Raw genomic sequence first — 26,543 nt, forward strand, 5'->3', positions numbered from 1 at the left:
CAGGGTAAGGGGGAAAGGGGAAGGTGGGGCCCCCTTTGCTTTCAAGGGTAGGTATTTTGTATTTGGTCATTTTTTGGCTAATTCAGCCGATACTTAAATCCTGAAACGACCAAACCACGTTAAACAATTGAGAATTTTCTCAACTATTTTTGAGATTCTGAAAACCCTACCCTTGAAAGGGCCCCCTTTGGGGATAAGGGGCAGGGTTAAAGGGTTGATTTTTTCATCCTTTACCCCTCTTGCTGCTCCCCTGCCTTCCCTGCCTTTTTTATCCCCTAGCTCCTGATGCCAATAGGAATTTACGCTAGAAGTCCACACGAATACAAAAGTAAACTTTCAAAATTTGCTTGGCTACTTACCAGACAAAATTAATCGATATTCTAGACGCGATCGCGCTTCGTTTGCCAAACGTCGTTGATCGCATCTCTACTTGCAAATTGTCTAATCAGTCTGGTTAGGTAAAGTACAGCAATTGACATCATTCAAGCAGACTTTGCCCCACTGCAAAGCCCAGCGGACGAGAGCCACTCGATTTTCCGTTTGGGTTTTGGTGAGAATATTGCTGATATGGTTATCAACTGTTCGCTTGCTAATTTCCAGTTTCCCTGCAATATCTTGGTTAGTTAAGCCAGCGGCCACTAAATCGATAATTTGCAGTTCTCTGTCTGACAGACTAACAGGGGTCTGAGACTCGCCACCAGCCATGACTATTCTATCCTCCCTTGGTATATGTACTTAATCGCTCTTTTTAATTCTAGAAGATTCTTTTGCTGGTGGGCGTTTCAAGTGTTGACAGTAATGCAATTGACAATATTTTCTTTATATTTCAACTTGAAAGTATTAATATTGAAAACTGGTATAAATAAGTGTAGTAATTTTTAGAGAACACGTTAAATTACATAGATAAAAAAGATTAATTAGCAGCATATATATCTTCTGAGAGTAGCAAAAAGTGCCATTTTATTCTAATAAAGACTGGCGACAGATGAACCAAGATTATTGTAGATTTTATACTGAAAGAAAATCTAAAATGAAATGAGTAATCCCCGTGTTTTGTGCCTCGGTGAAATTTTGTTTGATTGTTTAGCTGATCAACTAGGTCTAAAGTTAGAAGAAGTTACATCCTGGACTCCTTATCCAGGGGGGGCACCAGCTAACGTGGCCTGTGGTTTGGTGAAGTTGGGAACCCCAGCGGGATTTATTGGAGCTGTTGGTGAAGATGAACCAGGAAATGCCCTAGTAAAGCTATTACAAGAAGTAGGGGTAGATACAACTGGGGTGCAGCGTCACCCAACAGCACCAACGCGGCAAGTTTATGTAGTGCGAGATCTAGCAGGCGATCGCACTTTCGCCGGATTTGGTGAATATGACACCGCTGAATTTGCCGATACCCACCTGCAAGCCAAGCAATTGCCAGATTCGCTATTTCAAGAGGCAGATTTTCTAGTTTTAGGTACTTTGGAACTAGCTTATCCTGACACTGAGCAAGCAACTCACCGCGCTTTAGAGTTAGCGGAGCGATATGATCTGAAAATTGTACTAGATGTTAATTGGCGACCTGTATTTTGGCAAGATGCCGATATCGCCCGGCAAAAAATCCAAGAAACATTTAAGCGAGTAGATTTTCTCAAACTCTCTAAAGAAGAGGCAGAATGGCTGTTTGATACCGCAGATCCAGGAGCGATCACTTACCGCTTATCTTCAATTGAAGGAGTGTTGATCACAGATGGAGAGAACGGTTGCGCCTATTGTTTAGGTGAAAACGAAGGTAAATTACCTTCTTTTTCTATCTCTGTGGTTGATACAACTGGTGCAGGAGATAGTTTTTTAGCAGGCTTCATCCACCAGTTAAGCCAGCATGGTATCAACAAATTGAAGGATGCAGAAACAGCAAAACGCATTGTCACTTATGCTAGTGCTGTGGGGGCACTGACTACCATTAAACCAGGAGCGATCGCCTCTCAACCAACCCCTGCTGAAGTTGAAGCTTTTTTAGCCTCTCATCAACTTTAGGAAATAGCATAAGCCGTTAGGATATCAGCTATCAACGGCTGATATTCTCGGCTCTGAAGTTTAGTTCGCGGTGCGGAATGTAAGATCTATTGCTTCAGGAAATGTGTGAAAAGGTTGTGTTTGCCCATCTGCGTCTCTAGCCACCTTTCATTTGATGCCAAAGAATATAAAGTATAGGCACAAAAAACCAAAATAAAGTGTCGAGTTAAGCTTCTTTGATCTCGAACTTGATATTTTTTTAGCCCTAACCAGCCTTTGGTTTTACCATAAAGCTAATTTCTAACCTCCTGTTGAGGTTAACTTGTGTTTGTTGGTGATGACTAGCTCAAACACTGGAGATAAAGATTGTCCCAACTTGTATAGTACAAATGTTCTGCTAATTATTGAAGTCGCACAGAAAACACACCAACAATACTTTTGGAACAATTAACCAGAAGCATTTTATTTACCGTAGTAGCGATCGCCAAGCAACTATTTTTTGAAATCTGCGTCATTCTTATTAATTCAGTCAAAATTCAAAAATTCAGTATTAATTTTGTGAAATACCACAAACCAATCAATGATGAAAAACGGCGCAAAATGAAGATACAAGAATCTACAGCTAGTAGGGAATTGAAATACCTCAACAAACCTGCAATTTGCTGTATATCTAAAGAATTAGCGATAAATTAAAGGATATATTTCTACAGATGGATGAATAATAACTAATTTTTAGATAAGAATTAACACTTAAGGGGTGCAAATACTTATTCAATCTTATTCAATAAAAATTTCTGAGGAGAATAATAATTATGAAATTTAAAACTGTATGTGCAAGCATAGCAGTTACTACTTCTATAGCTACAGGTATGATATTTGTTCCTCAATCTTATGCACTGGCTCAAAATAGACCAACTCAAACCGAACAAGCGAATTCAAAAGCGTCAAAATCCTTGGAAATTCAATGGTTTTTGGGGTTTATACCCTTTTTTAAATGGTCTGGAAATTCAAATAGTTCCAGGAACCAAAATTCACTCAAACCAACAAATATAGATAACCCAAATAGGTCAAAACCAATAAGTATAAAGCAAGCATCTAACCATAAAGAAGTTCCTGCTCCTGTCTTGATACCAGGGCTAGCTGCTTTAGGTGCAGGCTTAATTCGCAAACATCGCCAAGAGCAAAAGCAAATAGAGATTAAATAAATTACTTCGCTATCTCTCGAAGGTGAACAGTGAGACGAATATTACGTTCTCACTGAGACATCATTCATAAACCTTTAAGCAAACACCAGTTTTAGAGTATTTGCTAATTTTTCACAGCTTAATTAATAGTTTATAAAGAAAGGCTTTGATTACTTTGAATGGCTATAAAAAATATAACTACAAAGTCCAAAAAATATTGTCAATTTATTTAAAAAAAAGCCACAATCGATTTATTCTAAGTGGTTTAGCTGTAGGTTTGTACTATTACTTATTTTTTTGGTTAAAGACACTAACACAGTTCCTGATTGGCGGTAGTACATTTCCGTTATTGACAGCTACTGCGGCTTATTTAGCATTACAGGAGTTATGGCAACAAAAAAATCAATTTGCTAAGTTAAATCCTGTAAATATGCAACGACAGCTAGGCCATAGTTTGATTTTATTTGGAGTTGGTCTTTTCCCTTTTAGTCTCAGCAAAGGCTGGTCTCAAGCATTAGTTTGGTTAGTAATTTTAGTAGGTATGGTTCTTAGTACTTGGGGACTAAAGTTCTTTAAACACTATCTACGTCCAATTGTTTTGATGGTTTTAAGTATTTATCCTGGTATTCACGTTTTACCAGCATATATATGGCAAGTCTTGACTCCTGAAAGAACAATGGATCACATTAAAGCTTGGAGCGTTAATTCAGTACTTAACACTATAGGTTATCGAAGCAGTTTAGATGGAACACTAGTAAAATTATCTACAGGTAGTGTAGAAATAGGATGGGGTTGTAACGGATTTGATTTGATAGTCTTGATGCTTATGACTAGTCTGTTAATAGGTATAGCTTACAGACTAAAGGGCTTTCAGATATTAATAATCAGCTTTTTGGGATGCATTCTAGCTTTTACATTTAACACTGCTCGCATTGCATTACTGGCAATTTCTGTTGCTTATTGGGATGGAGAAGCATTTGATTTTTGGCATAATGGTTGGGGAGGACAAATATTTTCAGCAGCCATGTTTACAGTGTTCTATTATCTGCTTATTCAAATGCGACTACTAAATTCTGATTGCAAATCTAAGTTGCAATAAGTATATCGCATAAATAAAGTTAACTAGTTAGGGCTTTTTGCGGTTATATTACACAAAGTCATAATTCCTCAGGCGATCGCATCATTACCAGACGAAGATTATCGAGAAGCTGCATATATCACCGCTATTTTAGTGGTCGGGATTGACAAAGAAGTACCCGAAACTGAACAAGATTATAGACGAAGTATTTGGAGAAGAGGAAGAGGAAGAATAAGTGTTAGATTTGTTGCAAAAATCAACCAGGTTTTTTAATTAGTTTTTTTAAGAATGAAGGTTTCAGGGTTTACATCTGTATCAGATTTTTCGTGAAATGGTATCAGATATAACAGTAATACTAAGATCGCAGACGGTTGGACAACATGGCGGGGTAATCGCCACCCACTCAATACTTCTCGCTTAAGTATTTTTAATTCAGATCGGGTTTTGGGAAAAGGTTAAAGGGGAAGGGTTAAAGGTTTTTTCTTTCCCTTTCCCCCTTCCCCTTTTCCCTTTAACCGAGAAACATTGGCCACCCCACTACAATGTCACAATCGCAGATGAATATTTCCCAAATTATTCAAAATGTGTTTTGAGGAACTCTACAATTGATTCTGGAGATTGAGAAACATCCACAGATATAGCATCCGGTGGCTCCTCAAGGACATCAAACTGGCTGTTGAGGAGTTTTTCGGTCATAAAATGATTGTGACGCGTTTGGAGTCGCTGTTGAATCAATTCAAAAGACCCATTCAGGTAAACTAACTTGATGCGATCGCTATCTAATAATAAAAATTGGCGGTAGCTAGCTTTTAATGCTGAACAAGCTATTACTACATTTTTATTTTCTTGCAGCCACTGGGCGATCGCAATTTGTAAATTTTGCAGCCAAGGCATTCTATCGGCATCGGTAAGGGGGATATTATGCCGCATTTTTTCAATGTTCTCTGGCGAATGGAAAGAATCAGCATCTTGAAACTCCCAATGCAATGATGCCGCCAACAGTTGCCCAATAGTGGTTTTACCAGAACCAGAAACACCCATTACTAAAACAATCACTTATCTTCACTCGGTGTAATCAAATTTTTAGCTTTGCCAAGCCTAAATAACGGATGCCTTCAGGAAAAATATCAAAACGGCAAGGTAACACTTCTAAACCCAAAGCGATCGCCTCCCGCAGTAACTTACCATAAGTAGGGTCTGTGTTATCACCAGGGGCAAACTCAGTACAATCACCACGATTAATCAAATAAAGCATAACTGCACGAGTCAAGGGTAACAGTGCCGTTAGTTCCCGTAAGTGCTTTTGTCCTCTTGTCGTCTCCGTGTCAGGAAATAAAGCCAACGTTCCCTGTGCCAAAGTTGTATTTTTCACTTCTAAATAAATCGGCCGATCTTCTTCACTTCCCATCAATACAAAATCTACGCGACTTTTTTTATCTAGTCCATAAATTACTTCACTCTTGACTTGGCTATAGTTACCCAATTCTGGAAAAAGATATTTTGCCAAAGCCAGTTTTATTACTCGATTTGGTAAAGCAGTATTTACACCAACCCAAGTTGGCTCGTTGTCGTGTACCTGAATTAGTTCTAAGGTATAAAGCAGTTTACGCTTAGGGTTATCGCTTTTAGAAAGTTGCACTAAGCTACCAGAAGCTGATACTCCCGTCATGGGGCCAGTATTTGGACAGTGCGCTACTACTACTTCACCAGAAGCAAGTTGAACATCCACAAAAAAGCGTTTGTAACGTTTGAGTAAAATCCCTGGATATAAAGTTGGATAGTCATAAAGCCAATCAATCATTCACAATACTCCGGATACTGTTGTAGCGATCGCACAAAAAAGCCCTTCCTCACTTCTGTATATTAAGTTAACTGAGCAAAATTAAATTTCAACAAACCTGCACAGATACAAAATTATACTGAATTGAAGTATATTTTTTTAGTAAAAATCTTATCTTAAAACATAAATTTTTAGTCAGTATGTTAACTACATAACAAAATTAAAATTTGAATATTTTAGGTGCTGTTAATATCAATCAAATATAAAGGTTATATAAATCCTTCAGTAAAAATTCTTAACAAAATCTGGATGTAATGCTAAAATCTACCAGAGATAATTTCAAGCATTAATTAAAACAACAAAAAAATCTACTTTTTTAATAATTAGAGGTTGAAGCCTAAACAAAATATCCAATTTTAGCTACTAAGAATCAATTGATGTTTTTATGTTAGGGTGATTAATGTAGCATTTCAAATGAATAATTATCAGTATTTATCTCATTTATGATGTTATTAATAGTTAAGGCAGCAGTATTTATTAACATAAGCATAACTTGACATTCTTAAGCTGATTTCATGAAATTCACAAATAGCCCATGCACATTCTGATTTACTCTTACAACTATCATCCAGAGCCGATTGGAATAGCACCCTTGATGACTGAACTGGCAGAAGGACTGGTAGAGCGAGGTCATGAAGTGCGAGTGATTACAGGAATGCCGAACTATCCTCAGCGTGAAATTTATGATGGATATAGAGGCAAATGGTACTTTACCGAACAAAATAACGGCGTAACCATTCAACGTAGTTACTTACGGATTAAGTCTAAACCCAATCTTGTAGATCGGCTGCTGTTAGAGTTGAGTTTTATCTTTACTAGTTTGCCACAAGCATTCAATGGTAAACGACCAGATGTAATTCTTTTAACAGTGCCACCATTATTAGTTTCACTACCCGCAACTCTACTGGGGTGGTTGTACAAATGTCCTGTAGTACTGAATGTCCAAGATATTCTGCCAGAAGCAGCCGTGCGCGTCGGTCTAATTAAAAATAAATGGATGATTCGGGCATGTGAGGTTTTGGAGAAATTTGCCTACCGAAATGCATCCCAAATTAGTGTAATTGCTGATGGCTTTTATGAAAATTTAGTCAATAAGGGTGTACCTGTTAAAAAAATCGTTTGTATTCCCAATTGGGTAAATGTAAATTTTATTCGTCCTTTGTCCAAGGGGAACAATTTTTGGAAAGCTGCCCATCAATTAGATAAAAAATTTGTAGTAATGTACTCTGGTAACATTGCGTTAACGCAAGGTTTAGAGACAGTAGTAGCCGCAGCAGCAGAGTTGCGTCATATCAAAGAAATTGCCTTTGTTATTGTTGGTGAATCAACAGCTTTGGCCAGATTGCAAGAATATTGTTTATCGTGTGGAGCAGATAATATTTTGCTATTACCGTTACAACCGCGAGAACAACTACCGCAAATGTTGAGCGCTGCTGATGTCGGGTTGATTGTCCAAAAGTGTAATGTGATTTCCTTCAATATGCCTTCTAAAATTCCACTACTCTTAGCAAGCGGTCGCCCAATAGTGGGTTCAGTACCTGCTACTGGTACAGCAGCCAAAGCTATTAAAGAAAGTGGTGGTGGCATAATTGTAGAGCCAGAATCATCATCAGCACTAGCGGCAGCAGTTCTGGATTTATATCGTAATTCGAGATTAGCAGCACAGCTAGGTAACAAAGGAAGACAGTTTGCTGTAGAGTGCTATTCCTTTGAGCAGGCAATTGAGCAGTATGAGGAGCTATTCTCTGATGCAGTAACCAAACGAACATCGACTGTGGGTAGCACAACGGCATTAAAATCTAAAAAATCAGTTGTTGATGTTTGAAAATTGATATTGATTATAAAAAAAAGGGACGCGATCGCGCCCCCTTTTTTCAACTTATTTGGCTAAAGTTAACTTCAAAAAGTCTCTAAACTAGCACAATATCCAAATTAGTTGAGAAGCCTACGGGCTTGTTATCAATGGTTGCGAATTGATAACCAAGGAAGGACAATGCACCATTAGAACTATTGTAGTTGAACTGGCTGTTTAAGCTAGCACCAAACCCAATCTTAGAAACCTGAATTTTGTCACCTTCTGTCCACTGGAAGTCTTTGATGATATCAATGCCTTCATATTGGTTGTTGAAGACGAATTTATCTGCGCTAGCACCACCGTATAATGTGTCAACACCATAACCACCTACGAGAGTGTCGTTGCCACTGCCACCACTGAGTAAATCATTACCATAGCTGCCACTTAGGTAGTCATTGCCAGTACCGCCATATAAAGTGTCATTGCCATAGCCACCATATATGGAGTCATTACCAGAACCACCACTTAGGTAGTCATTGCCGCTACCACCAGAGATGTAATTGCTAGAAATATTGCCATAAATGACGTTATTGAGGCTATTACCAATTCCAGAGTAGGCAGTACCAGTTAAAGTCAGATTTTCAACATTGGCTCCCAGAGTGTAGGAGACGGATGAATATACCCTGTCAGTACCCTGATTAGCATATTCAACAACTACATCAGAAGAGCTATTGATATAGTAATTGTCGTTGCCATAGCCACCATACATTGTGTCATTACCAATACCACCATCAAGGGTATCGTTACCATAGCTGCCACTTAGGTAGTCATTTCCATAACCACCAATGAGGCTATCATTACCATTACCGCCGTATATGGAATCGTTGCCACTGCCACCATCGATGTAGTCATTGCCGCTACCACCAGAGATGTAGTTGCTAAAACTGTTGCCATAGATGACGTTACTGAGGCTATTACCAACTCCAGAGTAGGCAGTACCAGTTAAAGTCAAATTTTCGACATTAGCTCCCAAAGTGTAGGAGACGGATGAATATACCCAGTCAGTACCCTGACTGGCATACTCAACAACTACGTCAGAACTCCTATCGACATAGTAGTTGTCGTTGCCATAGCCACCATACATTGTGTCGTTACCAGTACCACCTACAAGGGTGTCGTTGCCAGTACCACCGCTTAGGTAGTCATTGCCGCTACCACCATTGAGATAATCATTGCCTGCGTTACCATACAAACTGTCATTTCCACCAAGACCATTAAGGACATCTGACGCAGAATTGCTGATACCAATGTCTGCTCCATTAGTTGGGCCTAAACCTGGAAACCATGTGACTGCCATGATGTTTGCTCCTTCAAAAATTGGTTGTAGACGTATAGGTAAAATGAGGTACAAACAGAAGTAAGCTTGCTACTTGAACCTGTCTTTATCTAATACAGAGTAGTTTGGTTATTTATGCAAAAAAGGGAAAAAATTAGATTTATATGTCATGAATACTAGCATCAGTAAACAACATGTCATAACCTAAAATTCTTCCCAATATGGGCACATTGAGTGCTACACGCTCCTTTATGGATGCATGATTTATTTAGGTACAAATAGGGGGTAAGTTTTCTATTTGAACCTGTCTTGATTTATATAGAGGAAGTTATGTGACTGTTATCAATAAGTCTCAAAACCCTCTATATAAACTAGATTTTAGGCAAAATTTTAATTCTTAATTAGCGTTGAATTGATGAAATGGATTGATAAAAAACAAAGGTAGGTAAGACTTTTTTAAAAGTGTTCGTAACACTAAAAAATATCTCTAAACTTTAAGAGATCTTACCCAACTATAATTTACTCTTTTATTATTAATCAACACTAACTCATATTGACAGTACCCTCAAGGGTACTTTTCTACACTGTATGGAATGCAAAATATTGATCATTGATAAAAACCTTATTAACATCCATATAACTACACAAGTTAAAAAATAATATTAAATAACTAGGCTTTAAATTCAAAAAAACGTTGTGCAATAGGTAATGTAGGATAAGAAAGAATGGGTGACTGAGTTATTACTTTATATATTGTTAATGTATATTCTAAGCATTAACTCAAGTGTCAGCACACAAAATTTAACTTAACAATTAGTATCAAAATTTAACTTGTTCCCATTGTTGTCAATTGTCAAATTATTTACCGCATTCTCTAATCAAATTTTTCCAAGTAGCAAATGTAGGAGCGATCGCCCCTACATTTAATAATCATCGAGGCGATACAGACAAACTCTCTTTTCCTACTCTCTGTCTATCCATCCACTGCAAAGCCCGATTCCAAGCCCACCAAGGATCAGGGTCTTGTGCTTGGCGTTGACCCTGTTTGCTACTTAAATAGCCAATATGGCCGCCATAACGAGTAAGCATTAAATCTATGACAGAATTTTGAGCGCAGGCAGCTTGCAAATCGGGTATGATTGCCGGGTCAAACAATGGGTCATCGGCAGCATACAAAATTAAAGTTGGTTTGGAAAGATGCGGCAGCAATTGTAAAGCACTGCTAGCTTCATAGTATTCTTCCACAGATGCAAAGCCCAATCGCCCAATTACCAGTTCGTGGTCAAAGCCCCAAATACTGTTTGCTCGTTTGATCGCTTCTGGATCAATACTTCCAGGGTGAGCATCATGTATTCGCCACGCCAGTTTTTTTAAATTTCGGGCAATCTCTGCTTCCAAATATTTACCAATGGGCTGCTTAACTAAATAAGCAAGCGATCGCACAGAATCCAAGCTTGGACAAATGACTACGCCCCCACCAATATCACTGTCTTTTAGCCCTACTTCCTCGTTCGCTTTAATTAACTCTGACGCAGCTTTCAACCCCCATAGTGCTAACTGCCCTCCTAACGAAAAACCTGCAAACCAAAATTTACTTGGACATCCCATTGAGGCTGCGGCAGCTGCAATGTGGACAAAATCTTCTCCCTCGTACAGACCATCAGAAGTCAAAGTAGGGGATAACTCAGCAGTCTTGCCGTGGGCACGCCAATCAAATAACACTACGGCGTACCCTTGGGCATAAGCTTTACGCCCTAAAAGTCTCAAAGACCATTCTTGATTTAGGTCGCCTGTAATGCCATAAGTAGCGACAATAGTATTGTGAGCATTTTTAGGGATTGCAACCCAACTAAAAATTGGTACGCCTTGCCCACCCATAAAAATTGTTTTATGATAGGGCGGCTCTGGATGTGGAGTTGTTTTTTCCCAGTAACGTCTTCCCCATAAAGCGGTGTACACAGTCATTGCCACACCATTTTGTAAAAAGCGGGAAGGAGTGTAAGGAGCATAACACATCATAATTTAAAATTTCGTGTAATTGAGTTCTGATTTCATAATCCTTTCGTTTTAATATTTATGTTAGATTTCAAATCTTTTTTATAATCAAGACAGAAATCTTTGTATCTACCAAAGGTTGTTATTTATCCTTAATAAGTAGTAATAATTTTTTAAGAATGCCGAGGATTCTTGTCATAGACGATGACCCAGCAATTTCAGAACTCGTTGCCGTCAACTTGGAAATGGCTGGCTATGATGTCAGCCAAGCTGAAGATGGTATCAAGGGCCAGGCGTTAGCTCTCCAGCTACAGCCAGATTTGATCATGCTCGACCTGATGTTGCCAAGAGTTGATGGATTTACAGTTTGTCAGCGCCTGCGTCGAGATGAGCGCACAGCTGAGATTCCCGTGTTGATGTTAACGGCTTTAAGTCAAACTCAAGATAAGGTAGAAGGCTTCAATGCTGGTGCGGATGACTACCTCACTAAGCCCTTTGAAGTAGAAGAGTTGCTAGCGCGAGTTCGGGCACTACTGCGACGTACTGACCGCATTCCCCAAGCAGCAAAGCACAGTGAAATTCTCAATTATGGGCCGTTGACCCTTGTTCCAGAGAGATTTGAAGCAATATGGTTCACTGAGACTGTCAAACTGACTCATTTGGAATTTGAGTTACTTCATTGTTTACTGCAACGCCACGGTCAGACAGTTTCTCCAAGCGAAATCCTTAGAGAAGTTTGGGGCTACGATCCAGATGATGACATCGAAACTATTCGAGTGCATATCCGCCACTTGCGAACCAAGCTAGAACCAGATCCGCGACACCCTCGCTATATCAAAACAGTATATGGTGCAGGATACTGTTTGGAATTGCCTAGCGTACCTCCATCAGTAGAGGGGGTTTCAACAACAGTGGTTGAGTGAAATCTTGCTAAATCCCCTTAACTCAGTACTGGATAAATTTGTAACATACTATCTATGTCATTCTAAGCAGAACAAATGTAGCTAATATATTAAGGGAGATTCTACCCCACTCTACGAGAAGCTGCCCTTCGTGCGTTTATGGGAAGTAATGCTCCGTCTAAACATCTACGTCTGCTTCACTGTATTATCCCCACTCTACGAGAAGCCACCTTCCTGGTGTCTACGGGAAAGTCTACAGAATGACATATATACCGCTACGAATGCTTGCAAAACTGTACTAAGGAACCTACAACTTTAGAAACTTTGATAGGGTGCGTTATGCTCTTAACGCACCCTATTAAACTAAGGAAGTTGCGGTCAAATATCATACTAAAAAATCGGGTTTTCTACGGGAGGTTACGCCCTAAGCTTAGCTATGCCGCAGGCTAGCGGCTTATTATGAAAAAGGATATAGCGTCTAATCCAGTAAATATAAGTTTTCTCTGTTTGATAAGAATAGTGCTTAAGTCTGATAACATCTTGCACCCGTTCAAGGAGTTTCTTTGGACGCTGTTCCATTGGAAGTTGTGCATAAAATTCCGTGTAATATCCTAAATAGGGATGTTATACAGAAAATTTCTACATAACACTAAGGAATACATGGAAAAATTCCGTATATCCACCCTTTACGGGATGATTATACGGAAAAGTTATGTATGATATCAAAAATAGGGGTTTAAAAAAGAAGTTTTCCGTATATCTAGAAAGAAGGTAGCTGTAATGCTTTATATATTAGGATTTAAAAAATTAAACGGAAGCTTTCCGTATAATAAATAGTTGTACTGCTTGAGAAATCGGTTAAGGCAGTATTTCAAAACTACTGGTAAGATGTGGCTACTTCTGTTTCGTATTGTCGCTTGACGTTTTTGTAAACAGCCCGTTCGCGATGGCAGTCCCTAGCAAAATCAGACCACATCCCAAAATCATTGATACTGTTATGGCTTCGTTCAGGAATAATGCGCCCCAAAGCATCGCAAATAGAGGAATCAAATAAGTGACCGTCAATGCTTTTGTCGCGCCAATATTTTGAATGAGTCGGAAGTACAAGATATAAGCAAATGCGGTTGATAGCAAAGCAAGACCCAATACTGCGATCACTATGCCCTCTGTGATGGGTTGTTGCGGAATGGTAAAAGGTAGTGCAGGTATCAGTAGAACTGCTGCTCCTAGCTGACTGCCGACAGTTACCGCTAACGAAGAAACACCTGTTAATTTGTGTTTGATGTAGGGAGCCGCGATCGCATAAGTCAGGGCTGCTAATAACCCAGCGGACGCTGCCATTACAAAAGCGGGTGTTGCAAAAACGGCTTTCCAACCCATCAAAATAATGACTCCGATGAATCCCAGAACAAATCCAATCATTCGGGTAATGGTTAATCGCTCTCTGAGCCAGACAAACGCAACAACGGTTCAAAATAGAGGAGCGGTTGCATTCAGGATAGAAGTGAACCCAGCAGGTAGTGAGACTGATGCAAAAGCCAGCAGCGAAAACGGGATTGCCGAATTAATGCAGCCCACAATAAAAAGTGAAATCCAATGCTGTCGAACCTCGTGCCCAAGATTGAAGCGGACTAAAATCGGCAGCAAGGCTAAACCTGCCAGTAAGACGCGAAACTCAATCAGCCAAACGGGACCAAGTACGGGTGCTGCAATTCGCATAAATAGAAATGAACCGCCCCACAAGGCAGCAAGTAGCAAAAGTTCTGCAATCTCTAACCTTCTCATATCACTTCCTGCTCCCTGTTCTGGATTTGATTGCGACTCGCTTCCCAACCGAGCAGAACGGTCTTACGTTCCAGTCCCCAACGAAAACCGCCAAACTCGCCGGATTCCCGGATCACTCGATGGCAGGGAATTAAATACCCCACTGGATTCCTTCCGAGTGCGTTGCCGACCGCTCTTGCTGCCGTTGGGCGACCCATCGCTGCTGCTAATCCTTGGTAAGTTGTGATCCCACCAAATGGAACGCTCAAGAGTGCCCGCCACACTTGAATCTGAAAATTCGTCCCTTTTACGTAAAGAACCAAAGGTTTGTTGTTAGCTGCACTTGGCTCGAAAATACGATTGCAGATTTCTTGAGTAGCTTGTTGATCCTGCTTGATGCTAGCGTTTGACCACTCCAAGCGGAAAGCCTGTTCAATCCCATCTTTGCTCGTTGTATCTAGGAAATGAAGATTACAGATACCACGCGAGGTTGTTGCAATTAAGCAGTCTCCAAAGGGAGTGGGATGAATGCCATACCAAATCTGTAAGCCGATGCCCTCTGCCTTGAACTCACCGGGCGACATCGCTTCTAAATTCACAAACAGATCGTGTAACCGTCCTGGACTAGATAATCCAACTTCTACAGTCAGATCCAAGAGATTACCAGTCTCAGCGATTTTTGACTTGGCATACTCCACCGTGAGATATTGCAAAAAACGCTTGGGGCTGATGCCTGTCCATCGGGTGAAGAGCCGTTGAAAATGATATTCGCTAAGATGCACATGCTGAGCAACGGTTGCTAAGTTGGGCTGATTCAAATGATGCTGACGCATAAATGCGATTGCCTTAGCAATCCGCTCATACGTTTCGCTATCATACGGGCTAGTTTCGATCAAGGAATTCATGTGACTGGTTTTATCATCTGTCTATCATGCACTCCTCAATGTATCGAGAGCCAAGGTTCAACGCCACCCGTTTCTTGCTGTCTATAAAATCATTGCATCCAGACAGCAGTACAACAATCGCGTTGCAGCGGACAGATTGGAGTCTTTTCGGCTATCGTTTAGGTTCTCTCGCTGCCGCTGAACCCAATCGTTATGCGCCTTCAAGTATCGACTGTGGCAGTTGAAAGGATGTCTGTGGGTGTTTGAGATTAAGTCGAGTTTCAGATTTTGGATCAGCGTTTGATGGACGAGGCACTGTTAGTTGTGACGTATTACAAGATCGCTATACAGTTGATTGAGAACGTTATGTTACTCGAATATTAAGACTACTTGATGTCCAGAATGAGGAAAGCTGACCGTCTGTTCCAATTAGTGAATCTCATCCGATCTCACCAACCTATTACAGCGGAGCAACTAGCCGAACGAGTTGGCGTTTCCGTGCGTACAATTTACCGATATATTGACGACCTTTCGGTAGGTGGCGTTCCAGTTTATGGTGAGCCTGGTATCGGCTATGCTTTGACTGAAGATTTTGAGTTACCCCCTCTAACTTTAACTCATGATGAAATCGCCGCTCTGATGTTGGGGGTCGAAATGCTATCGCGATCGACTGGAGGTGATTTAGCGACAGCGGCAAAAACGCTTCTAAGTAAAATTGGAGCAGTGTTGCCGTTACGCAGCTTTGAACCGACTCGCGCACCTGTTCGATCGCTAGGCAATATGTTGAATGACCAAAGTTTAAACCATTGGAACGATCTGTATCAAGCCATTCAACACCAACAAGCTGTTATGATTGTGTATTTAAGCCTGAACGAGCAATTGTCTCAAAGAATCGTTTTTCCGCTGGGACTATTTTACTGGGGTAGCAAATGGACGGTTGGAACATGGTGTACCCTCCGAAAGACGTACAGAGATTTCCGTGTTGATCGCATTCAAGATCTCGATTTCGCTTCAGATGTTGAAGTTCCAGAGTAAGAGATTAGTCTTGATACATACACAAATTTTCAGCTTGAGAGAAGAAGATTATCTGGCTTCCACTGACATAACGCTGTCAGGAGGAGAGTTCTATAGTGAAAAACACTCAAGAACTCGTAAGGAGGCAATTTTGCCATGTTTAAGATGTTTCCTAACTTTTGGACTCCAGTATTACCTGTGGCTGAAATTGGCTCAGATCCGATTGCAGTTAAATTAGCGGGCGAATCGCTAGTCCTGTTTCGCAGTTCATTCGGTCAGTTTGCAGCGTTTATTGATCGTTGTCCGCATCGCGGTGCGCCTCTCTCACATGGACAAGTCATAGAAAACGGTTGCCTTGAATGTCCCTATCATGGCTGGCAGTTTGCTTCTAATGGCGCTTGTACTCATGTTCCTTTCAACTCGCTTAAGGCGGCTCAACTTTCAAAACTGTCAGTCGTGAGTTTCCCAGTAAGAGTGATTGCAGGAATGGTATGGATTTTTACAGGAACCGAAAATGTGCCAGAACCACAGTTGCCATCGAGTTTATTGGAATCCAACGATCGCTATGTGATTCACCATGAGATTTGGAATGCTCATTGGACACGAGCCATCGACATTTCGCTGGACTATCTCCATATTCCGTTTGTTCATCGGGATTCATTTGGGCACGAATTCCATGACCCGACTCATAGAAATGCAACAGCACAAATCAACGTGACTGCAACAGCAGACGGAATGGCAATTATGAATCGACTCGATACTTTGCCTTATGGGGTCGAGATTGATTGGCATCAGCCCAATCAGGTTGTTCTAAAGTTAGATTTAGGCGGGATGCCTCTGCGTCCTCATTTGTTCGCGATTCCGATTAATCCACAACAACTACGATTTGTGCAGGTCGTTCTGCCTAGCCCTGGTATCGATCGGAGTAATTTTGATTTTGATGACTTTTTTGCAGCATCCCAAGACGATCGCACGATGACTGAATCACAAGTTGGTGAAATTCCCAATATGAATGAAGGATGTAACGTCCCTACTGATGAACCCTCATTGCGGTTTTGCCGTTGGTACTATTCTGTAATGAAAAACAAGGAAGCAGAAGGTATTCAAGACACGAGTGTTATTTGATAACGTTCAAACAACCGCATAACAACCCGATTAGAGCGGACAGTTGAGAGCCTTTTCGTCTATCGTTCGAGTTGATCTGCTGCCGGTCAACAGTAACGTTAGCGGAGGTTTTCATGATTTTAATTAATTTGAAAATGAAGTGTCTTTTCATTAAGCGATGATTTTAAGTATTTTTTTATGTACTGGGCAAAAAGCAAAAGGGTTTTCATGGGTTTTATCGCACACTGATCATGACGACTACTTATGACCAATAATACTAGTTCCAGAAAATATTGAATTTATTAAGTACTAAGTTAATTAGTTGAAAGTATTTTATATCTATTTTTAAAATAGATATATCGAGATTGTTTATCGATTAAGCAACTGTACTGAGATGTTGGTATGTTCCAATAAAATTACTAACTTATTTCTATATATTTATAAAATCCCATATATTCTTTTTGTTATTAGTATTACAAAGCTTTATTTTATAAATGTTAAATGTTGCACATTCGTTATTTTTAAATATGCAATCTCTAAAAACAGAAACTTTAGCTACGCTATCAAACTATTTTTAAAAGTAATTATTAATTTTTTTGACAACTACTAAAAAAATCCTTAAGCTAAGAGATAGGTCATACTAAATCAAAAGGACAACAGTGATTTTGTTAGATAAACTAAAAATCACTATTGTAGAGTATCAGCATGAACAAATGAATTAAACTCAATCATCGACTATAAATAATAGCCCCACATAAATTGGCTACAAAGACCATGACACTTAAGTGACCGAATTTCGCCACGCAGATCTAATGAATAAATTCCGGTCAGGTATAAGTGCTTGTAGTGATGTGAGTGAATGTCAATCATTGACGTTTAGCTGAGATGCAGTATATGTCCAGGAGAATACAATGCTTGAGTATCTTACATCTTTGAATGACCATAATTTACCCTATCCAGATACGATTCACCCCATTGTTGTTCACTTCGTAATTGCAATGGTGTTGTTTGCATTCTTCTGTGATTTAGTTGGTTATTTTACTGGTAGAACTCATCTTTTCGAGGTGAGTTGGTGGAATATGTTGGTTGCGACGATCGCCATATTTGTCGCCATTATTTTTGGTCAATTTGAAGCAGGTTTAGCACAACCTTATGACTTAGCTAAATCAGTGCTAAATTTGCATACACTGGTAGGCTGGTCGCTTTCGGGAATCATCGCGGCAATTACAGCATGGCGTTATGTAATTCGTAGCCGTAACCCTTACAAATTACCGATTCATTATATGGTGACAGGGTTGGTTTTAACCCTAATAGTTGGCTTGCAAGTCTATCTAGGAGATGAACTTGTTTGGATATATGGACTGCACACAGTGCCAGTTGTGGAAGCAGTAAAGGAAGGTATTTTGCCATGAACTCAGAACTAATTAACCAATTGAACGCCCAAATGGGTGCAAACGGACTTCCTTACACCATTCCCATTCATCCCAACTTAGTTCATCTGACTTTGGGTCTGTTCATCATCGGGATTCTCTTTGATATCGTTGGTGTTCTGTTCCCCTTTGAAAAATGGGTGTTTAAATTTCTAGCAATTTCTGTTGAACGTGCCAACTTGTTCGATGTGGGTTGGTATAACATGCTAGCTTCCTGCGTTATCACTTTTTTCACGGTAGCAGCAGGCTTTTATGAAATGCTGCTGGCAACTCCATCAGCCGATGTCAAAAGCGCCTGGGGAATGCAGGCAATGGAAACTATGCTTTGGCATGGTGTAGGAGGCGTATTTTTATTAGCGCTGATTTTGATCATGACTGTCTGGAGAGGATGGCAGCGCTTCGTATGGAGTCAAGACGCAGATAAACAAGTGCAATGGAGTTATCTGTTTACAGGTATGGCAGTCATGTTGATTATGTATGTCCACGGCACACTAGGAGCGCAAATGGCTGCCGAATTTGGCGTACATAACACAGCAGATAGTTTGCTGCGAATGGGGCAAGACCTGAACACAGTTCTCAAGTAACTAATTTTTGTCAGTTGTCAGTTGTCAGTTGTCCACTCATGACTGACCACTAACTATTAACCATTAATCATGAAAATCGGCAAGATCTTAAACATTTTAACCGTGATTACGGGGGCGATCGCTGTGACCATAACCAGTCTCTGGATTGGTAAACAGTCTTATTCTTGGCTTCCTCCCCAAGCCGCAGCAGAATCTCATCTAATTGACGATTTGATTAGCTTTCTAGTAACCCTTGGTGCATTCATCTTCCTGGGAGTGACTAGCACTCTGATGTACTCGATTATTTTCCATCGGGCAGAAAAGGGAGACACCAGTGATGGCCCGCCAATTGAAGGTAATATCACCCTAGAAGTTGTCTGGACAGCCATCCCAATCATGCTAGTGCTTTGGATTGCAGGCTATAGCTACCAAGTTTACGAGCAAATGGGAATTCAAGGCCCAGCAGAACTGGTGCATTTGCATAATCCCATAGGTATGGAATCAGCTTATGCAGCAACCAATGAAGCACCAGTTGCCGCCTTAACTGAACCTGTAGAAAAAATTGATGTTTTAGCCAAACAATGGGCTTGGGTTTTCCATTATCCGGAAAGAGATATTACCAGTACCGAACTGCATTTGCCAAGCGATCGCCGGGTGCGTTTAGCACTCCAATCAGCAGATGTACTGCACGGCTTTTATATTCCGGCATTTCGTCTCAAGCAAGATATTATTCCTAACCACGCTATCGACTTTGAATTCACACCGATTCGCCCAGGACAATATCACCTCACCGATTCCCAATACAGCGGTACATACTTTGCAACAATGCAAGCCAATGTAGTCGTTGAATCTCCAGAAGATTACCACCAGTGGCTAGCCCAAGCTGCAACCCAAAAACCATCTCCAGCACATAATCAAGCAGCTTCTGAATATGCTCAAGCATCCAGTCAGTCTGTGAAAACTGGTTGGACTACAGTTGCACCTGCGCCATCTCCTCTGGTCAATTATCCTGGTTAAAAGGAAACTCACCAATGACAAATATCCCTATTGAAGGCATCAGTATTGCTGATCATCCATCTCCAGGTAACTGGAAACAATACTTCAGCTTTAGCACTGATCATAAAGTGATTGGTATTCAATACCTTGTCACCTCGTTCATCTTCTTTCTAGTCGGCGGTATCTTTGCGATGGTGTTGCGGGGAGAATTAATTACACCCGACGCAGACCTAGTTGATCGTACCGTCTATAACGGCATGTTCACCATGCACGGTACTGTGATGCTGTTTTTGTGGACATTTCCCTCACTGGTTGGTTTTGCCAATTATTTAGTACCCCTAATGATTGGGGCGCGAGATATGGCATTTCCCCGCCTCAACGCCGTCGCCTTTTGGATGGTGCCAGTAGTTGGGATTCTTCTGATGGGTAGCTTTTTGGTTCCTGGTGGCCCAGCCCAAGCGGGTTGGTGGTCTTACCCACCAGTTAGTCTCCAGAATCCCACAGGTAATTTGATTAATGGTCAAGTTGTCTGGCTGTTGGCAGTGGCAATATCCGGCGTATCCTCAATTATGGGGGCAGTCAATTTTGTCACCACAATTGTCAAGATGCGCGCACCAGGCATGACCTTGTTCCGGATGCCGTTGTTTGTTTGGGCAGTATTTAGCGCCCAGATTATCCAACTATTCGGACTACCTGCACTGACCGCAGGTGCAGTCATGTTGCTACTAGATTTGACTGCTGGCACTGCCTTTTTCGACCCTAGTAGGGGTGGTAATCCAGTCATGTTCCAGCATTACTTCTGGTTCTACTCCCACCCCGCCGTTTATGTGATCATTTTGCCCATCTTCGGGATTTTTTCGGAAATTTTCCCTGTTTATGCCCGTAAACCCCTGTTTGGCTACAAAGTGGTTGCCGTTTCATCAATGTTAATTGCGGTAGTCAGCGGTATTGTTTGGGTACACCACATGTATGTCAGCGGCACTCCTGGCTGGATGCGGTTGATTTTCATGGTAACAACGATGTTTGTGTCGGTACCTACTGGTATTAAGGTATTTGCCTGGGTGGCGACCGTTTGGGGAGGTAAATTACGACTGAATACACCAATGCTGTTCGCCCTTGGTGCATTGGTGATGTTTGTCTTCGCTGGCATCACAGGTATTATGCTTTCTTCTGTGCCTGTTGATGTTCATGTCAACAATACCTACTTTGTAGTGGGTCACTTCCACTATGTCCTGTACGGTACAGTGACGATGGGCTTGTATGCCGCCATCTATCACTGGTTCCCCAAAATGACCGGGCGGATGTACTCCGAAGGCTGGGGTAAGTTGCACTTTTGGTTAGCATTCATTGGCACAAACCTCAACTTTTTGCCCATGCACCCCTTAGGATTACAAGGGATGTTACGCCGAGTTGCCTCCTATGCACCGGAGTATCAATTTTGGAATATTATTGCTAGCCTTGGCGGATTTTTGTTGGGAATGTCTACTTTGCCCTTTATTTTCAATATGGTGATTTCTTGGATGCAAGGAGAGAAAGCACCTGACAATCCCTGGCAGGCAATTGGTTTAGAGTGGATGGTTTCTTCACCACCTCCAGTAGAAAACTTTGAAGAAATTCCCATCATTATTTCTGAACCCTACGGCTACGGCAAATCTGAACTATTGACGGCCAATCTCCCACAATAACGCAAAGGGAAGACGCAGAAACCCTCCGCGTACCTTTGCGCTTCCCTCTGCGTGATTTTGCGTTTCAAATTCAATCCTCAAAATCTATACCAATGGACAGTTATATCAATTCAAACGAGTTGCATCATACAGGCGCAGAACATGAACATGACGAAGAAGGCAACAAAATGTTTGGCTTCATTGTCTTCCTTTTGTCTGAAAGTGTTATTTTCTTGAGTTTTTTTGCAGGATATATTATCTACAAAACAACTAATCCTGACTGGCTACCAGTCGGTGTTTCAGGACTAGAAATTAAAGAACCTGCAATCAATACGGTAATTCTGGTTGCCAGTAGCTTTGTGATTTACTTAGCAGAACGGGCCCTACAACGCCATAATTTATGGAAATTTCGCCTGTTTCTCTTAGCAACGATGGCGATGGGCAGTTACTTTTTGCTGGGACAGGCTATTGAATGGAGTCACCTTGCTTTTGGCTTCACCTCCGGGACATTTGGAGGGATGTTCTACTTGCTAACAGGCTTCCACGGTTTGCACGTTTTTACAGGCGTTCTGTTGCAATTGATTATTTTGGTGCGTTCTTTCATCCCTGGAAACTACGATTCAGGTCACTTCGGTGTCAATTCCACCTCATTATTTTGGCACTTTGTAGATGTTATCTGGATTGTTTTGTTTATTTTAATTTATGTCTGGCAGTAAAGATTAATAGTCAGATTCATATTGGGCATGGTAGAATATCGTGTTCGGGTAAAGACTTATCATTAAGACCGCAGGGGGCAGGGGGCAGAGGGAGAAAGAGTTTTCAGGTTTTTGCACAGATGCGGGATTCATAACTAATAAGCCGGACATGATATAATTACTTCCATGCCCAATATTAACTACAAAAGTTCGTAGTCAGGACTTTAGTCCTGATTGTTCTAAACAATTTAATTTACTCTAATAAACAACCAAACAAATTTCTAATTGTCAGCTTCAATTCACTGGCAAAATCTGGCACTGGAAGTAAAGCATTTGGTTCATCCAAAAAGATCGGTTGTTGATTGCGTATATACACAATGATAATTTGCTCTCCTGGGTCAATTAGCCAACCCATTTGAGTTTCATAATTGAGGCAATGTAAAATATTTTTAGTTACTTTTGTAACGCTTTGATCAGGCGGTAAAATTTCAATAGTCCAATCTGGGGCTGCTTGGAAGACATTGGCGATTTCGCCATTTTGATCACGAGAAATTCGATCCCAAGTAAATACGGCTACATCTGGAACAATTGACCTACCACCAAACGTACATCGCAGTTCTAGAAATGCTCGTGCAGTTTTTTGAGGCTTCACGACAGCATTGATATTGACAATCAGTTCACCTTGAATTGTGCTATGTTTTTCCTGTGGCATTGGTTTTTGAATGATTTGACCATCAATGTATTCACTAGCAGGTTTTGTTTCTGGTAGCTTGAGAAACTCTGCTAAGGTTATGTTTTTTTGTGGTGTTTGTACCATTGCCCTTTCCTAAATAACTCTTGATGAACAAATCACTCAGCATACCTTTACATTAAAAATATTATCTGTTACATCCTCTCTAATACTTGGATTCCCAACAAAGATAATCCCAGTTTCAAAGTTCTAGCTGTCAAATCACACAAAACCAAGCGTGATGTCCGCTGCGGTTCCTCTGCATTCAGCACCTGAACCCCTTGATTGCGGTCATAAAACTGATTAAATTTCTTACTCAATTCGTACAAATATTCGCATAAACGGTTAGGCAATAAGTCTTGCTCTACAGTACTAATAACTTCATCTATTTGAAGTAAATACTTAGCAAGTGCTAGTTCTGTTTCATGCTCTAATACAACTTTGGCATTGTCTTTCAATTCGTCAAAGTTAATACCACCTTTGCGGCTAATCCCTTGAATCCGCGCATAAGCATACAGCATATAAGGTGCAGTATTACCCTTGAGATCCAGCATTTTATCGTAGCTAAAAATATAGTTACTTGTACGGTTTTGGCTTAAGTCAGCATATTTAACCGCACTGATACCAACTATCTCGGCAACTTCATTAATGAATTCTAACGTTTCTTCGCGCTGTTCTTCTTGTAATCTTTTTTCCAAGTCTACACGAGAACGAGCGATCGCCTCATCCAATAAATCCCGTAACCTCACAGTATCGCCAGAACGAGTTTTAAACTTTTTACCATCTTCCCCTAACACCAAACCAAAGGGAACATGCACAAGTTCGACATCATCAGGAATCCATCCTGCTTTGCTTGCTACCTGGAAAAATTGGGTAAAATGGTTGGCTTGTCCAGCATCTGTTACATAAATTATGCGCTTTGCCTCATCTTGTTGAATCCGGTAACGCAGGGATGCTAAATCTGTTGTGGCGTAGTTATAACCGCCATCGGATTTCTGCACAATTAAAGGCAGAGGCTCACCTTCTCTGTTAGTAAAACCTTCTAAAAAAACGCATTTTGCCCCTTGGTTTTCTACCAGTAAACCGGATTCGTCTAAATCTTGTACAACAGATGGTAGTAGAGGATTGTAGAAAGATTCTCCCCGTTCAATGATTTGAACATTCAATAAGTCATAAATTATTTGAAACTCCCGCCGTGACTGTTCACACAGCAGTTTCCAAGCATGAAGTGTATCTTCTGCACCTGCTTGTAATCTTACGACTTCTTGACGTGCCGTTTCTTGAAATGCTTCATCTGCATCAAACCGTAGCTTCGCTTGGCGATAAAAAGTTACTAAATCTCCGATATCTAAAGCGTTAGCAGTAGTAAGGGCTTCTGGGTAAACTTCCCGCAGATATGTAATTAACATCCCAAACTGTGTACCCCAATCACCTACATGATTGAGTCGTAGGACATCGTGTCCCTGAAATTCCAAAATCCGGGCAATGGAATCACCAATAATCGTAGAACGTAAGTGTCCAACATGCATTTCTTTGGCAATGTTTGGACTAGAAAAATCGACAATTTCTCGCTGTGGTGTTTTCGTCGCAGGGATTCCTAGCCTGGGATCTATCTGAATAGCTTGCAACTGTGCCTCCAGATATTCTTTTTTTAGTTTGAGATTAATAAAACCAGGCCCAGCTATCTCCGGTGATTCGCAGATTTCTGACACATCCAACTTATCAACAATTGCAGCAGCGATCGCCCTTGGTTGCTTTCCTAATTTTTTACTCAAGGATAAAGCCACATTCGCCTGATAGTCACCAAATTTAGGATTACTGGCAGAAACCAAAATCGGATCTACCCCGGCATAATCAGCGCCAAAAGCAGCCACCAAAGCCTGCTCAAATTTCAGTTTTAGTTGTTCTTGTGTAGCGTTCATAAATAAATATTATCTGTTTGAGGGGGCAATGGGCTGCTTGATGGTTGGACTTTCTCAAAGGCTTGATTATTCTAGCCCTAAAATATAGTTACACACTTACAGTGAAGACCGTTATGGTATATCACACCCCTTGGACTGTCTTCCATCTGATGGCTACCAGAAATTGGTTTAGTAATTGGGCGAGAACGCAGTACTTACTTTGGGCGATCGCCTGGGTGGTTATACTGGTGTGACCAACAAAAATAATAAATAACGTGCAGAATAACTAGCTCAAAGGTTGCGAAATTTGGGAATGAACGCACAGGAAATTTAGAAAATTATCTGGGGTTTTAGCCTTAATTAAGTAATTAATAAATTCTCATACTTAAATCCAACCATTTCGACTGAGTAATTGGCGCACTGCTAGAAATATAATCCACGCCAGTCTCAGCCACAGCGCGAATAGTCTCTAATGTCACATTCCCAGAAGCTTCAATTTTAGTCTGGCTATTCTGCTGACGGATTAACTGCACAGCCTGACACATTATATCTGGGGGCATATTATCGAGCATAATAATGTCAGCTTTATGCAGTAGAGCTTCTTTTACCTGTTCTAGACTTTCTGTTTCTACTTCTATAGTTAGAGGGTAAGGAATCTTAGAACGAATACGAGTAATAGCTTCTCCAATTCCTCCAGCCGCCACAATGTGATTATCCTTAATCATTACTGCATCATCCAGCCCCATACGGTGATTAATCGCTCCACCAACCGCAGTCGCGTACTTTTCCAACAATCTCAGTCCCGGCGTAGTTTTGCGCGTATCCACTAACTGAGCAGGTAAATCTGCAATTTGCTCTACATATATATTAGTAAAGCTAGCAATCCCACTTAAACACATAGCTAAGTTGAGCGCCACCCGTTCTCCCATCAGCAACGCATCTAGGGAACCATGAATTTCTGCTACTACCTGTCCTGGTTCACACCTTGTACCTTCAGCGGCAACAGCCATAAAACTCACTTTTTCATTTAAAAGCTGAAACACCCTGGCTGCAACTGGTAATCCAGCAACTATCCCATTGGCTTTAGCTATCCATTTAGCTGTTCCTGGCGTGGCATCTTCTACTAATAGATTATTTGTTGTGCGATCGCCCCGACCAATATCCTCCAACAACCAGTTACGCAACAGAGGATCTAAAACCAACCAAGGCGGCAAAACAGCAGAATTACTCACAAATTTATAGCTTCCTGCAAGACATCAAGAAACACTATAACCTAAAACCCTTGCTGTGTATGGATATGAAGCGATTCCAAAAGTATTCCAAAAAAGTTTTGAAAAAGGGAGTTGACAAAGTTAGGAGCGGTCGATATATTAGATAAGTGCCCAAGAGGCGAGCGCGACAGAGCGGCGCCGGGAGGGACGCCGAACCTTGAAAATATTATAGTTTGAAAGCCATTATACAGCAAGTGGTCAGCGTCAAGAAAATAAAGCACTTGACTGGAGTGTAAAAAGAATCAGTCTTTCATATTTAAGAGCTAAACAAACGATTCATCAAAACGGAGAGTTTGATCCTGGCTCAGGATGAACGCTGGCGGTATGCTTAACACATGCAAGTCGAACGGGCTCTTCGGAGCTAGTGGCGGACGGGTGAGTAACGCGTGAGAATCTGGCTTCAGG

The 26,543-nt window shown here is 40.9% G+C and carries 27 protein-coding genes, 1 rRNA gene and 1 pseudogene; 16 read left to right on the top strand and 13 right to left on the bottom strand.

What is annotated here, in order from left to right; all coding sequences use genetic code 11:
• Positions 1 to 441: 441 nt before the first annotated feature.
• Positions 442 to 705 carry a photosynthetic electron transport-dependent transcriptional regulator PedR gene (gene pedR, locus I8751_RS14880; RefSeq protein WP_214439929.1) on the bottom strand — a complete coding sequence of 88 codons (264 nt, stop codon included), beginning with the start codon at positions 703 to 705 and terminating at the stop codon, positions 442 to 444.
• A 330-nt stretch (positions 706 to 1,035) separates the two neighbouring features.
• Here pedR and I8751_RS14885 point away from each other — a divergent pair, with 330 nt between their 5' ends.
• On the top strand, positions 1,036 to 2,013 hold the full coding sequence (locus I8751_RS14885) for a carbohydrate kinase family protein (protein ID WP_214439930.1): 978 nt from the start codon (positions 1,036 to 1,038) through the stop codon (positions 2,011 to 2,013).
• Between the two features lie 60 nt (positions 2,014 to 2,073).
• Here I8751_RS14885 and I8751_RS30415 read toward each other — a convergent pair.
• Positions 2,074 to 2,282: pseudogene (locus I8751_RS30415) on the bottom strand (IS701 family transposase); the annotation flags it as partial.
• A 148-nt stretch (positions 2,283 to 2,430) separates the two neighbouring features.
• On the opposite strand from I8751_RS30415, the gene I8751_RS14890 reads away from it, so the two are divergent.
• The 4 genes from I8751_RS14890 (at position 2,431) to I8751_RS29655 (ending at position 4,713) form a co-directional block, all read left to right on the top strand.
• A complete protein-coding gene (locus I8751_RS14890) occupies positions 2,431 to 2,685 on the top strand; it encodes a hypothetical protein (protein WP_214439931.1) in 255 nt (84 codons plus the stop codon).
• 119 nt (positions 2,686 to 2,804) lie between these two features.
• Positions 2,805 to 3,197, top strand: coding sequence for a hypothetical protein (locus I8751_RS14895; protein ID WP_214439932.1), 393 nt, complete (start codon positions 2,805 to 2,807; stop codon positions 3,195 to 3,197).
• A gap of 145 nt (positions 3,198 to 3,342) precedes the next feature.
• Positions 3,343 to 4,275 carry a cyanoexosortase C gene (gene crtC / locus I8751_RS14900; RefSeq protein ID WP_214439933.1) on the top strand — a complete coding sequence of 311 codons (933 nt, stop codon included), beginning with the start codon at positions 3,343 to 3,345 and terminating at the stop codon, positions 4,273 to 4,275.
• Between the two features lie 315 nt (positions 4,276 to 4,590).
• A complete protein-coding gene (locus I8751_RS29655; RefSeq protein WP_318780329.1) occupies positions 4,591 to 4,713 on the top strand; it encodes a DUF6006 family protein in 123 nt (40 codons plus the stop codon).
• 114 nt (positions 4,714 to 4,827) lie between these two features.
• On the opposite strand, the gene I8751_RS14905 is transcribed toward I8751_RS29655, so the two are convergent.
• Complete coding sequence (locus tag I8751_RS14905; protein WP_214439934.1) at positions 4,828 to 5,310, bottom strand: gluconokinase; 483 nt, start codon at positions 5,308 to 5,310, stop codon at positions 4,828 to 4,830.
• A 19-nt stretch (positions 5,311 to 5,329) separates the two neighbouring features.
• A complete protein-coding gene (gene sfsA, locus I8751_RS14910) occupies positions 5,330 to 6,055 on the bottom strand; it encodes a DNA/RNA nuclease SfsA (protein WP_214439935.1) in 726 nt (241 codons plus the stop codon).
• A gap of 574 nt (positions 6,056 to 6,629) precedes the next feature.
• Between sfsA and I8751_RS14915 the strand changes: the two genes are divergently transcribed.
• Positions 6,630 to 7,919: a glycosyltransferase family 4 protein gene (locus tag I8751_RS14915; RefSeq protein ID WP_214439936.1), complete on the top strand. Its 1,290-nt coding sequence runs from the start codon at positions 6,630 to 6,632 to the stop codon at positions 7,917 to 7,919.
• An 85-nt stretch (positions 7,920 to 8,004) separates the two neighbouring features.
• On the opposite strand, the gene I8751_RS14920 is transcribed toward I8751_RS14915, so the two are convergent.
• Both I8751_RS14920 and I8751_RS14925 read right to left on the bottom strand, forming a co-directional pair.
• Positions 8,005 to 9,246 carry a calcium-binding protein gene (locus I8751_RS14920; protein WP_214439937.1) on the bottom strand — a complete coding sequence of 414 codons (1,242 nt, stop codon included), beginning with the start codon at positions 9,244 to 9,246 and terminating at the stop codon, positions 8,005 to 8,007.
• Positions 9,247 to 10,155: 909 nt separating this feature from the next.
• Positions 10,156 to 11,244: a YheT family hydrolase gene (locus I8751_RS14925; protein WP_214439938.1), complete on the bottom strand. Its 1,089-nt coding sequence runs from the start codon at positions 11,242 to 11,244 to the stop codon at positions 10,156 to 10,158.
• 155 nt (positions 11,245 to 11,399) lie between these two features.
• Here I8751_RS14925 and I8751_RS14930 point away from each other — a divergent pair, with 155 nt between their 5' ends.
• Entirely contained in the window at positions 11,400 to 12,143 is a 744-nt protein-coding gene (locus I8751_RS14930) for a response regulator transcription factor (RefSeq protein ID WP_214439939.1), read from the top strand.
• Between the two features lie 396 nt (positions 12,144 to 12,539).
• On the opposite strand, the gene I8751_RS30420 is transcribed toward I8751_RS14930, so the two are convergent.
• From I8751_RS30420 to I8751_RS14950, 4 genes are all read right to left on the bottom strand, one after another.
• Entirely contained in the window at positions 12,540 to 12,701 is a 162-nt protein-coding gene (locus I8751_RS30420; RefSeq protein ID WP_214439940.1) for a phage integrase N-terminal SAM-like domain-containing protein, read from the bottom strand.
• A 315-nt stretch (positions 12,702 to 13,016) separates the two neighbouring features.
• The gene (locus tag I8751_RS14940) at positions 13,017 to 13,544 is read right to left on the bottom strand and encodes a DMT family transporter (RefSeq protein ID WP_214439941.1); all 528 of its coding nucleotides are present in this window, start codon (positions 13,542 to 13,544) and stop codon (positions 13,017 to 13,019) included.
• Between the two features lie 48 nt (positions 13,545 to 13,592).
• Positions 13,593 to 13,907: an EamA family transporter gene (locus tag I8751_RS14945; RefSeq protein WP_214439942.1), complete on the bottom strand. Its 315-nt coding sequence runs from the start codon at positions 13,905 to 13,907 to the stop codon at positions 13,593 to 13,595.
• Complete coding sequence (locus I8751_RS14950) at positions 13,904 to 14,791, bottom strand: methylated-DNA--[protein]-cysteine S-methyltransferase (protein ID WP_214439943.1); 888 nt, start codon at positions 14,789 to 14,791, stop codon at positions 13,904 to 13,906. The genes I8751_RS14945 and I8751_RS14950 overlap by 4 nt, the downstream gene beginning before the upstream one ends.
• Positions 14,792 to 14,829: 38 nt before the next feature.
• Between I8751_RS14950 and I8751_RS14955 the strand changes: the two genes are divergently transcribed.
• The 8 genes from I8751_RS14955 (at position 14,830) to I8751_RS14990 (ending at position 22,257) form a co-directional block, all read left to right on the top strand.
• Positions 14,830 to 15,015, top strand: coding sequence for a hypothetical protein (locus tag I8751_RS14955; RefSeq protein ID WP_214439944.1), 186 nt, complete (start codon positions 14,830 to 14,832; stop codon positions 15,013 to 15,015).
• Between the two features lie 157 nt (positions 15,016 to 15,172).
• Positions 15,173 to 15,805 carry a helix-turn-helix transcriptional regulator gene (locus I8751_RS14960; protein WP_225894167.1) on the top strand — a complete coding sequence of 211 codons (633 nt, stop codon included), beginning with the start codon at positions 15,173 to 15,175 and terminating at the stop codon, positions 15,803 to 15,805.
• 135 nt (positions 15,806 to 15,940) lie between these two features.
• On the top strand, positions 15,941 to 16,909 hold the full coding sequence (locus I8751_RS14965; RefSeq protein ID WP_214439946.1) for an aromatic ring-hydroxylating oxygenase subunit alpha: 969 nt from the start codon (positions 15,941 to 15,943) through the stop codon (positions 16,907 to 16,909).
• 890 nt (positions 16,910 to 17,799) lie between these two features.
• Positions 17,800 to 18,300, top strand: coding sequence for a DUF2231 domain-containing protein (locus tag I8751_RS14970; protein WP_214439947.1), 501 nt, complete (start codon positions 17,800 to 17,802; stop codon positions 18,298 to 18,300).
• Positions 18,297 to 18,902 (top strand): DUF2231 domain-containing protein, encoded by a 606-nt coding sequence (locus I8751_RS14975; RefSeq protein WP_214439948.1) that lies wholly within the window; start codon positions 18,297 to 18,299, stop codon positions 18,900 to 18,902. The genes I8751_RS14970 and I8751_RS14975 overlap by 4 nt, the downstream gene beginning before the upstream one ends.
• 69 nt (positions 18,903 to 18,971) lie before the next feature.
• Entirely contained in the window at positions 18,972 to 19,898 is a 927-nt protein-coding gene (locus tag I8751_RS14980; protein WP_214439949.1) for a cytochrome c oxidase subunit II, read from the top strand.
• A 14-nt stretch (positions 19,899 to 19,912) separates the two neighbouring features.
• Entirely contained in the window at positions 19,913 to 21,562 is a 1,650-nt protein-coding gene (gene ctaD, locus I8751_RS14985; RefSeq protein WP_214439950.1) for a cytochrome c oxidase subunit I, read from the top strand.
• A 92-nt stretch (positions 21,563 to 21,654) separates the two neighbouring features.
• On the top strand, positions 21,655 to 22,257 hold the full coding sequence (locus tag I8751_RS14990; protein WP_214439951.1) for a cytochrome c oxidase subunit 3: 603 nt from the start codon (positions 21,655 to 21,657) through the stop codon (positions 22,255 to 22,257).
• 232 nt (positions 22,258 to 22,489) lie between these two features.
• On the opposite strand, the gene I8751_RS14995 is transcribed toward I8751_RS14990, so the two are convergent.
• The 3 genes from I8751_RS14995 to nadC all read right to left on the bottom strand — a co-directional run bounded on the left by I8751_RS14995 (position 22,490) and on the right by nadC (position 26,099).
• Positions 22,490 to 23,053: a Uma2 family endonuclease gene (locus I8751_RS14995; protein ID WP_214439952.1), complete on the bottom strand. Its 564-nt coding sequence runs from the start codon at positions 23,051 to 23,053 to the stop codon at positions 22,490 to 22,492.
• 68 nt (positions 23,054 to 23,121) lie between these two features.
• The gene (gene argS, locus I8751_RS15000) at positions 23,122 to 24,888 is read right to left on the bottom strand and encodes an arginine--tRNA ligase (RefSeq protein WP_214439953.1); all 1,767 of its coding nucleotides are present in this window, start codon (positions 24,886 to 24,888) and stop codon (positions 23,122 to 23,124) included.
• A gap of 347 nt (positions 24,889 to 25,235) precedes the next feature.
• Positions 25,236 to 26,099 carry a carboxylating nicotinate-nucleotide diphosphorylase gene (nadC, locus tag I8751_RS15005; protein WP_214439954.1) on the bottom strand — a complete coding sequence of 288 codons (864 nt, stop codon included), beginning with the start codon at positions 26,097 to 26,099 and terminating at the stop codon, positions 25,236 to 25,238.
• A gap of 320 nt (positions 26,100 to 26,419) precedes the next feature.
• On the opposite strand from nadC, the gene I8751_RS15010 reads away from it, so the two are divergent.
• A 16S ribosomal RNA gene (locus I8751_RS15010) occupies positions 26,420 to 26,543 on the top strand; the annotation flags it as partial.

Source organism: Atlanticothrix silvestris CENA357 (assembly GCF_016056295.1).
Classification (GTDB): domain Bacteria; phylum Cyanobacteriota; class Cyanobacteriia; order Cyanobacteriales; family Nostocaceae; genus Atlanticothrix; species Atlanticothrix silvestris.

Bases quoted from the DNA above. Each gene is read 5' to 3' on its own strand.
- pedR (WP_214439929.1), bottom strand. From the start codon at position 705: ATGGCTGGTGGCGAGTCTCAGACCCCTGTTAGTCTGTCAGACAGAGAA.
- I8751_RS14885 (WP_214439930.1), top strand. From the start codon at position 1,036: ATGAGTAATCCCCGTGTTTTGTGCCTCGGTGAAATTTTGTTTGATTGT.
- I8751_RS14895 (WP_214439932.1), top strand. From the start codon at position 2,805: ATGAAATTTAAAACTGTATGTGCAAGCATAGCAGTTACTACTTCTATA.
- sfsA (WP_214439935.1), bottom strand. From the start codon at position 6,055: ATGATTGATTGGCTTTATGACTATCCAACTTTATATCCAGGGATTTTA.
- I8751_RS14915 (WP_214439936.1), top strand. From the start codon at position 6,630: ATGCACATTCTGATTTACTCTTACAACTATCATCCAGAGCCGATTGGA.
- I8751_RS14920 (WP_214439937.1), bottom strand. From the start codon at position 9,246: ATGGCAGTCACATGGTTTCCAGGTTTAGGCCCAACTAATGGAGCAGAC.
- I8751_RS14925 (WP_214439938.1), bottom strand. From the start codon at position 11,244: ATGATGTGTTATGCTCCTTACACTCCTTCCCGCTTTTTACAAAATGGT.
- I8751_RS14930 (WP_214439939.1), top strand. From the start codon at position 11,400: ATGCCGAGGATTCTTGTCATAGACGATGACCCAGCAATTTCAGAACTC.
- I8751_RS30420 (WP_214439940.1), bottom strand. From the start codon at position 12,701: ATGGAACAGCGTCCAAAGAAACTCCTTGAACGGGTGCAAGATGTTATC.
- I8751_RS14940 (WP_214439941.1), bottom strand. From the start codon at position 13,544: ATGATTGGATTTGTTCTGGGATTCATCGGAGTCATTATTTTGATGGGT.
- I8751_RS14945 (WP_214439942.1), bottom strand. From the start codon at position 13,907: ATGAGAAGGTTAGAGATTGCAGAACTTTTGCTACTTGCTGCCTTGTGG.
- I8751_RS14950 (WP_214439943.1), bottom strand. From the start codon at position 14,791: ATGAATTCCTTGATCGAAACTAGCCCGTATGATAGCGAAACGTATGAG.
- I8751_RS14955 (WP_214439944.1), top strand. From the start codon at position 14,830: ATGTATCGAGAGCCAAGGTTCAACGCCACCCGTTTCTTGCTGTCTATA.
- I8751_RS14960 (WP_225894167.1), top strand. From the start codon at position 15,173: ATGAGGAAAGCTGACCGTCTGTTCCAATTAGTGAATCTCATCCGATCT.
- I8751_RS14965 (WP_214439946.1), top strand. From the start codon at position 15,941: ATGTTTAAGATGTTTCCTAACTTTTGGACTCCAGTATTACCTGTGGCT.
- I8751_RS14970 (WP_214439947.1), top strand. From the start codon at position 17,800: ATGCTTGAGTATCTTACATCTTTGAATGACCATAATTTACCCTATCCA.
- I8751_RS14975 (WP_214439948.1), top strand. From the start codon at position 18,297: ATGAACTCAGAACTAATTAACCAATTGAACGCCCAAATGGGTGCAAAC.
- I8751_RS14980 (WP_214439949.1), top strand. From the start codon at position 18,972: ATGAAAATCGGCAAGATCTTAAACATTTTAACCGTGATTACGGGGGCG.
- ctaD (WP_214439950.1), top strand. From the start codon at position 19,913: ATGACAAATATCCCTATTGAAGGCATCAGTATTGCTGATCATCCATCT.
- I8751_RS14990 (WP_214439951.1), top strand. From the start codon at position 21,655: ATGGACAGTTATATCAATTCAAACGAGTTGCATCATACAGGCGCAGAA.
- I8751_RS14995 (WP_214439952.1), bottom strand. From the start codon at position 23,053: ATGGTACAAACACCACAAAAAAACATAACCTTAGCAGAGTTTCTCAAG.
- argS (WP_214439953.1), bottom strand. From the start codon at position 24,888: ATGAACGCTACACAAGAACAACTAAAACTGAAATTTGAGCAGGCTTTG.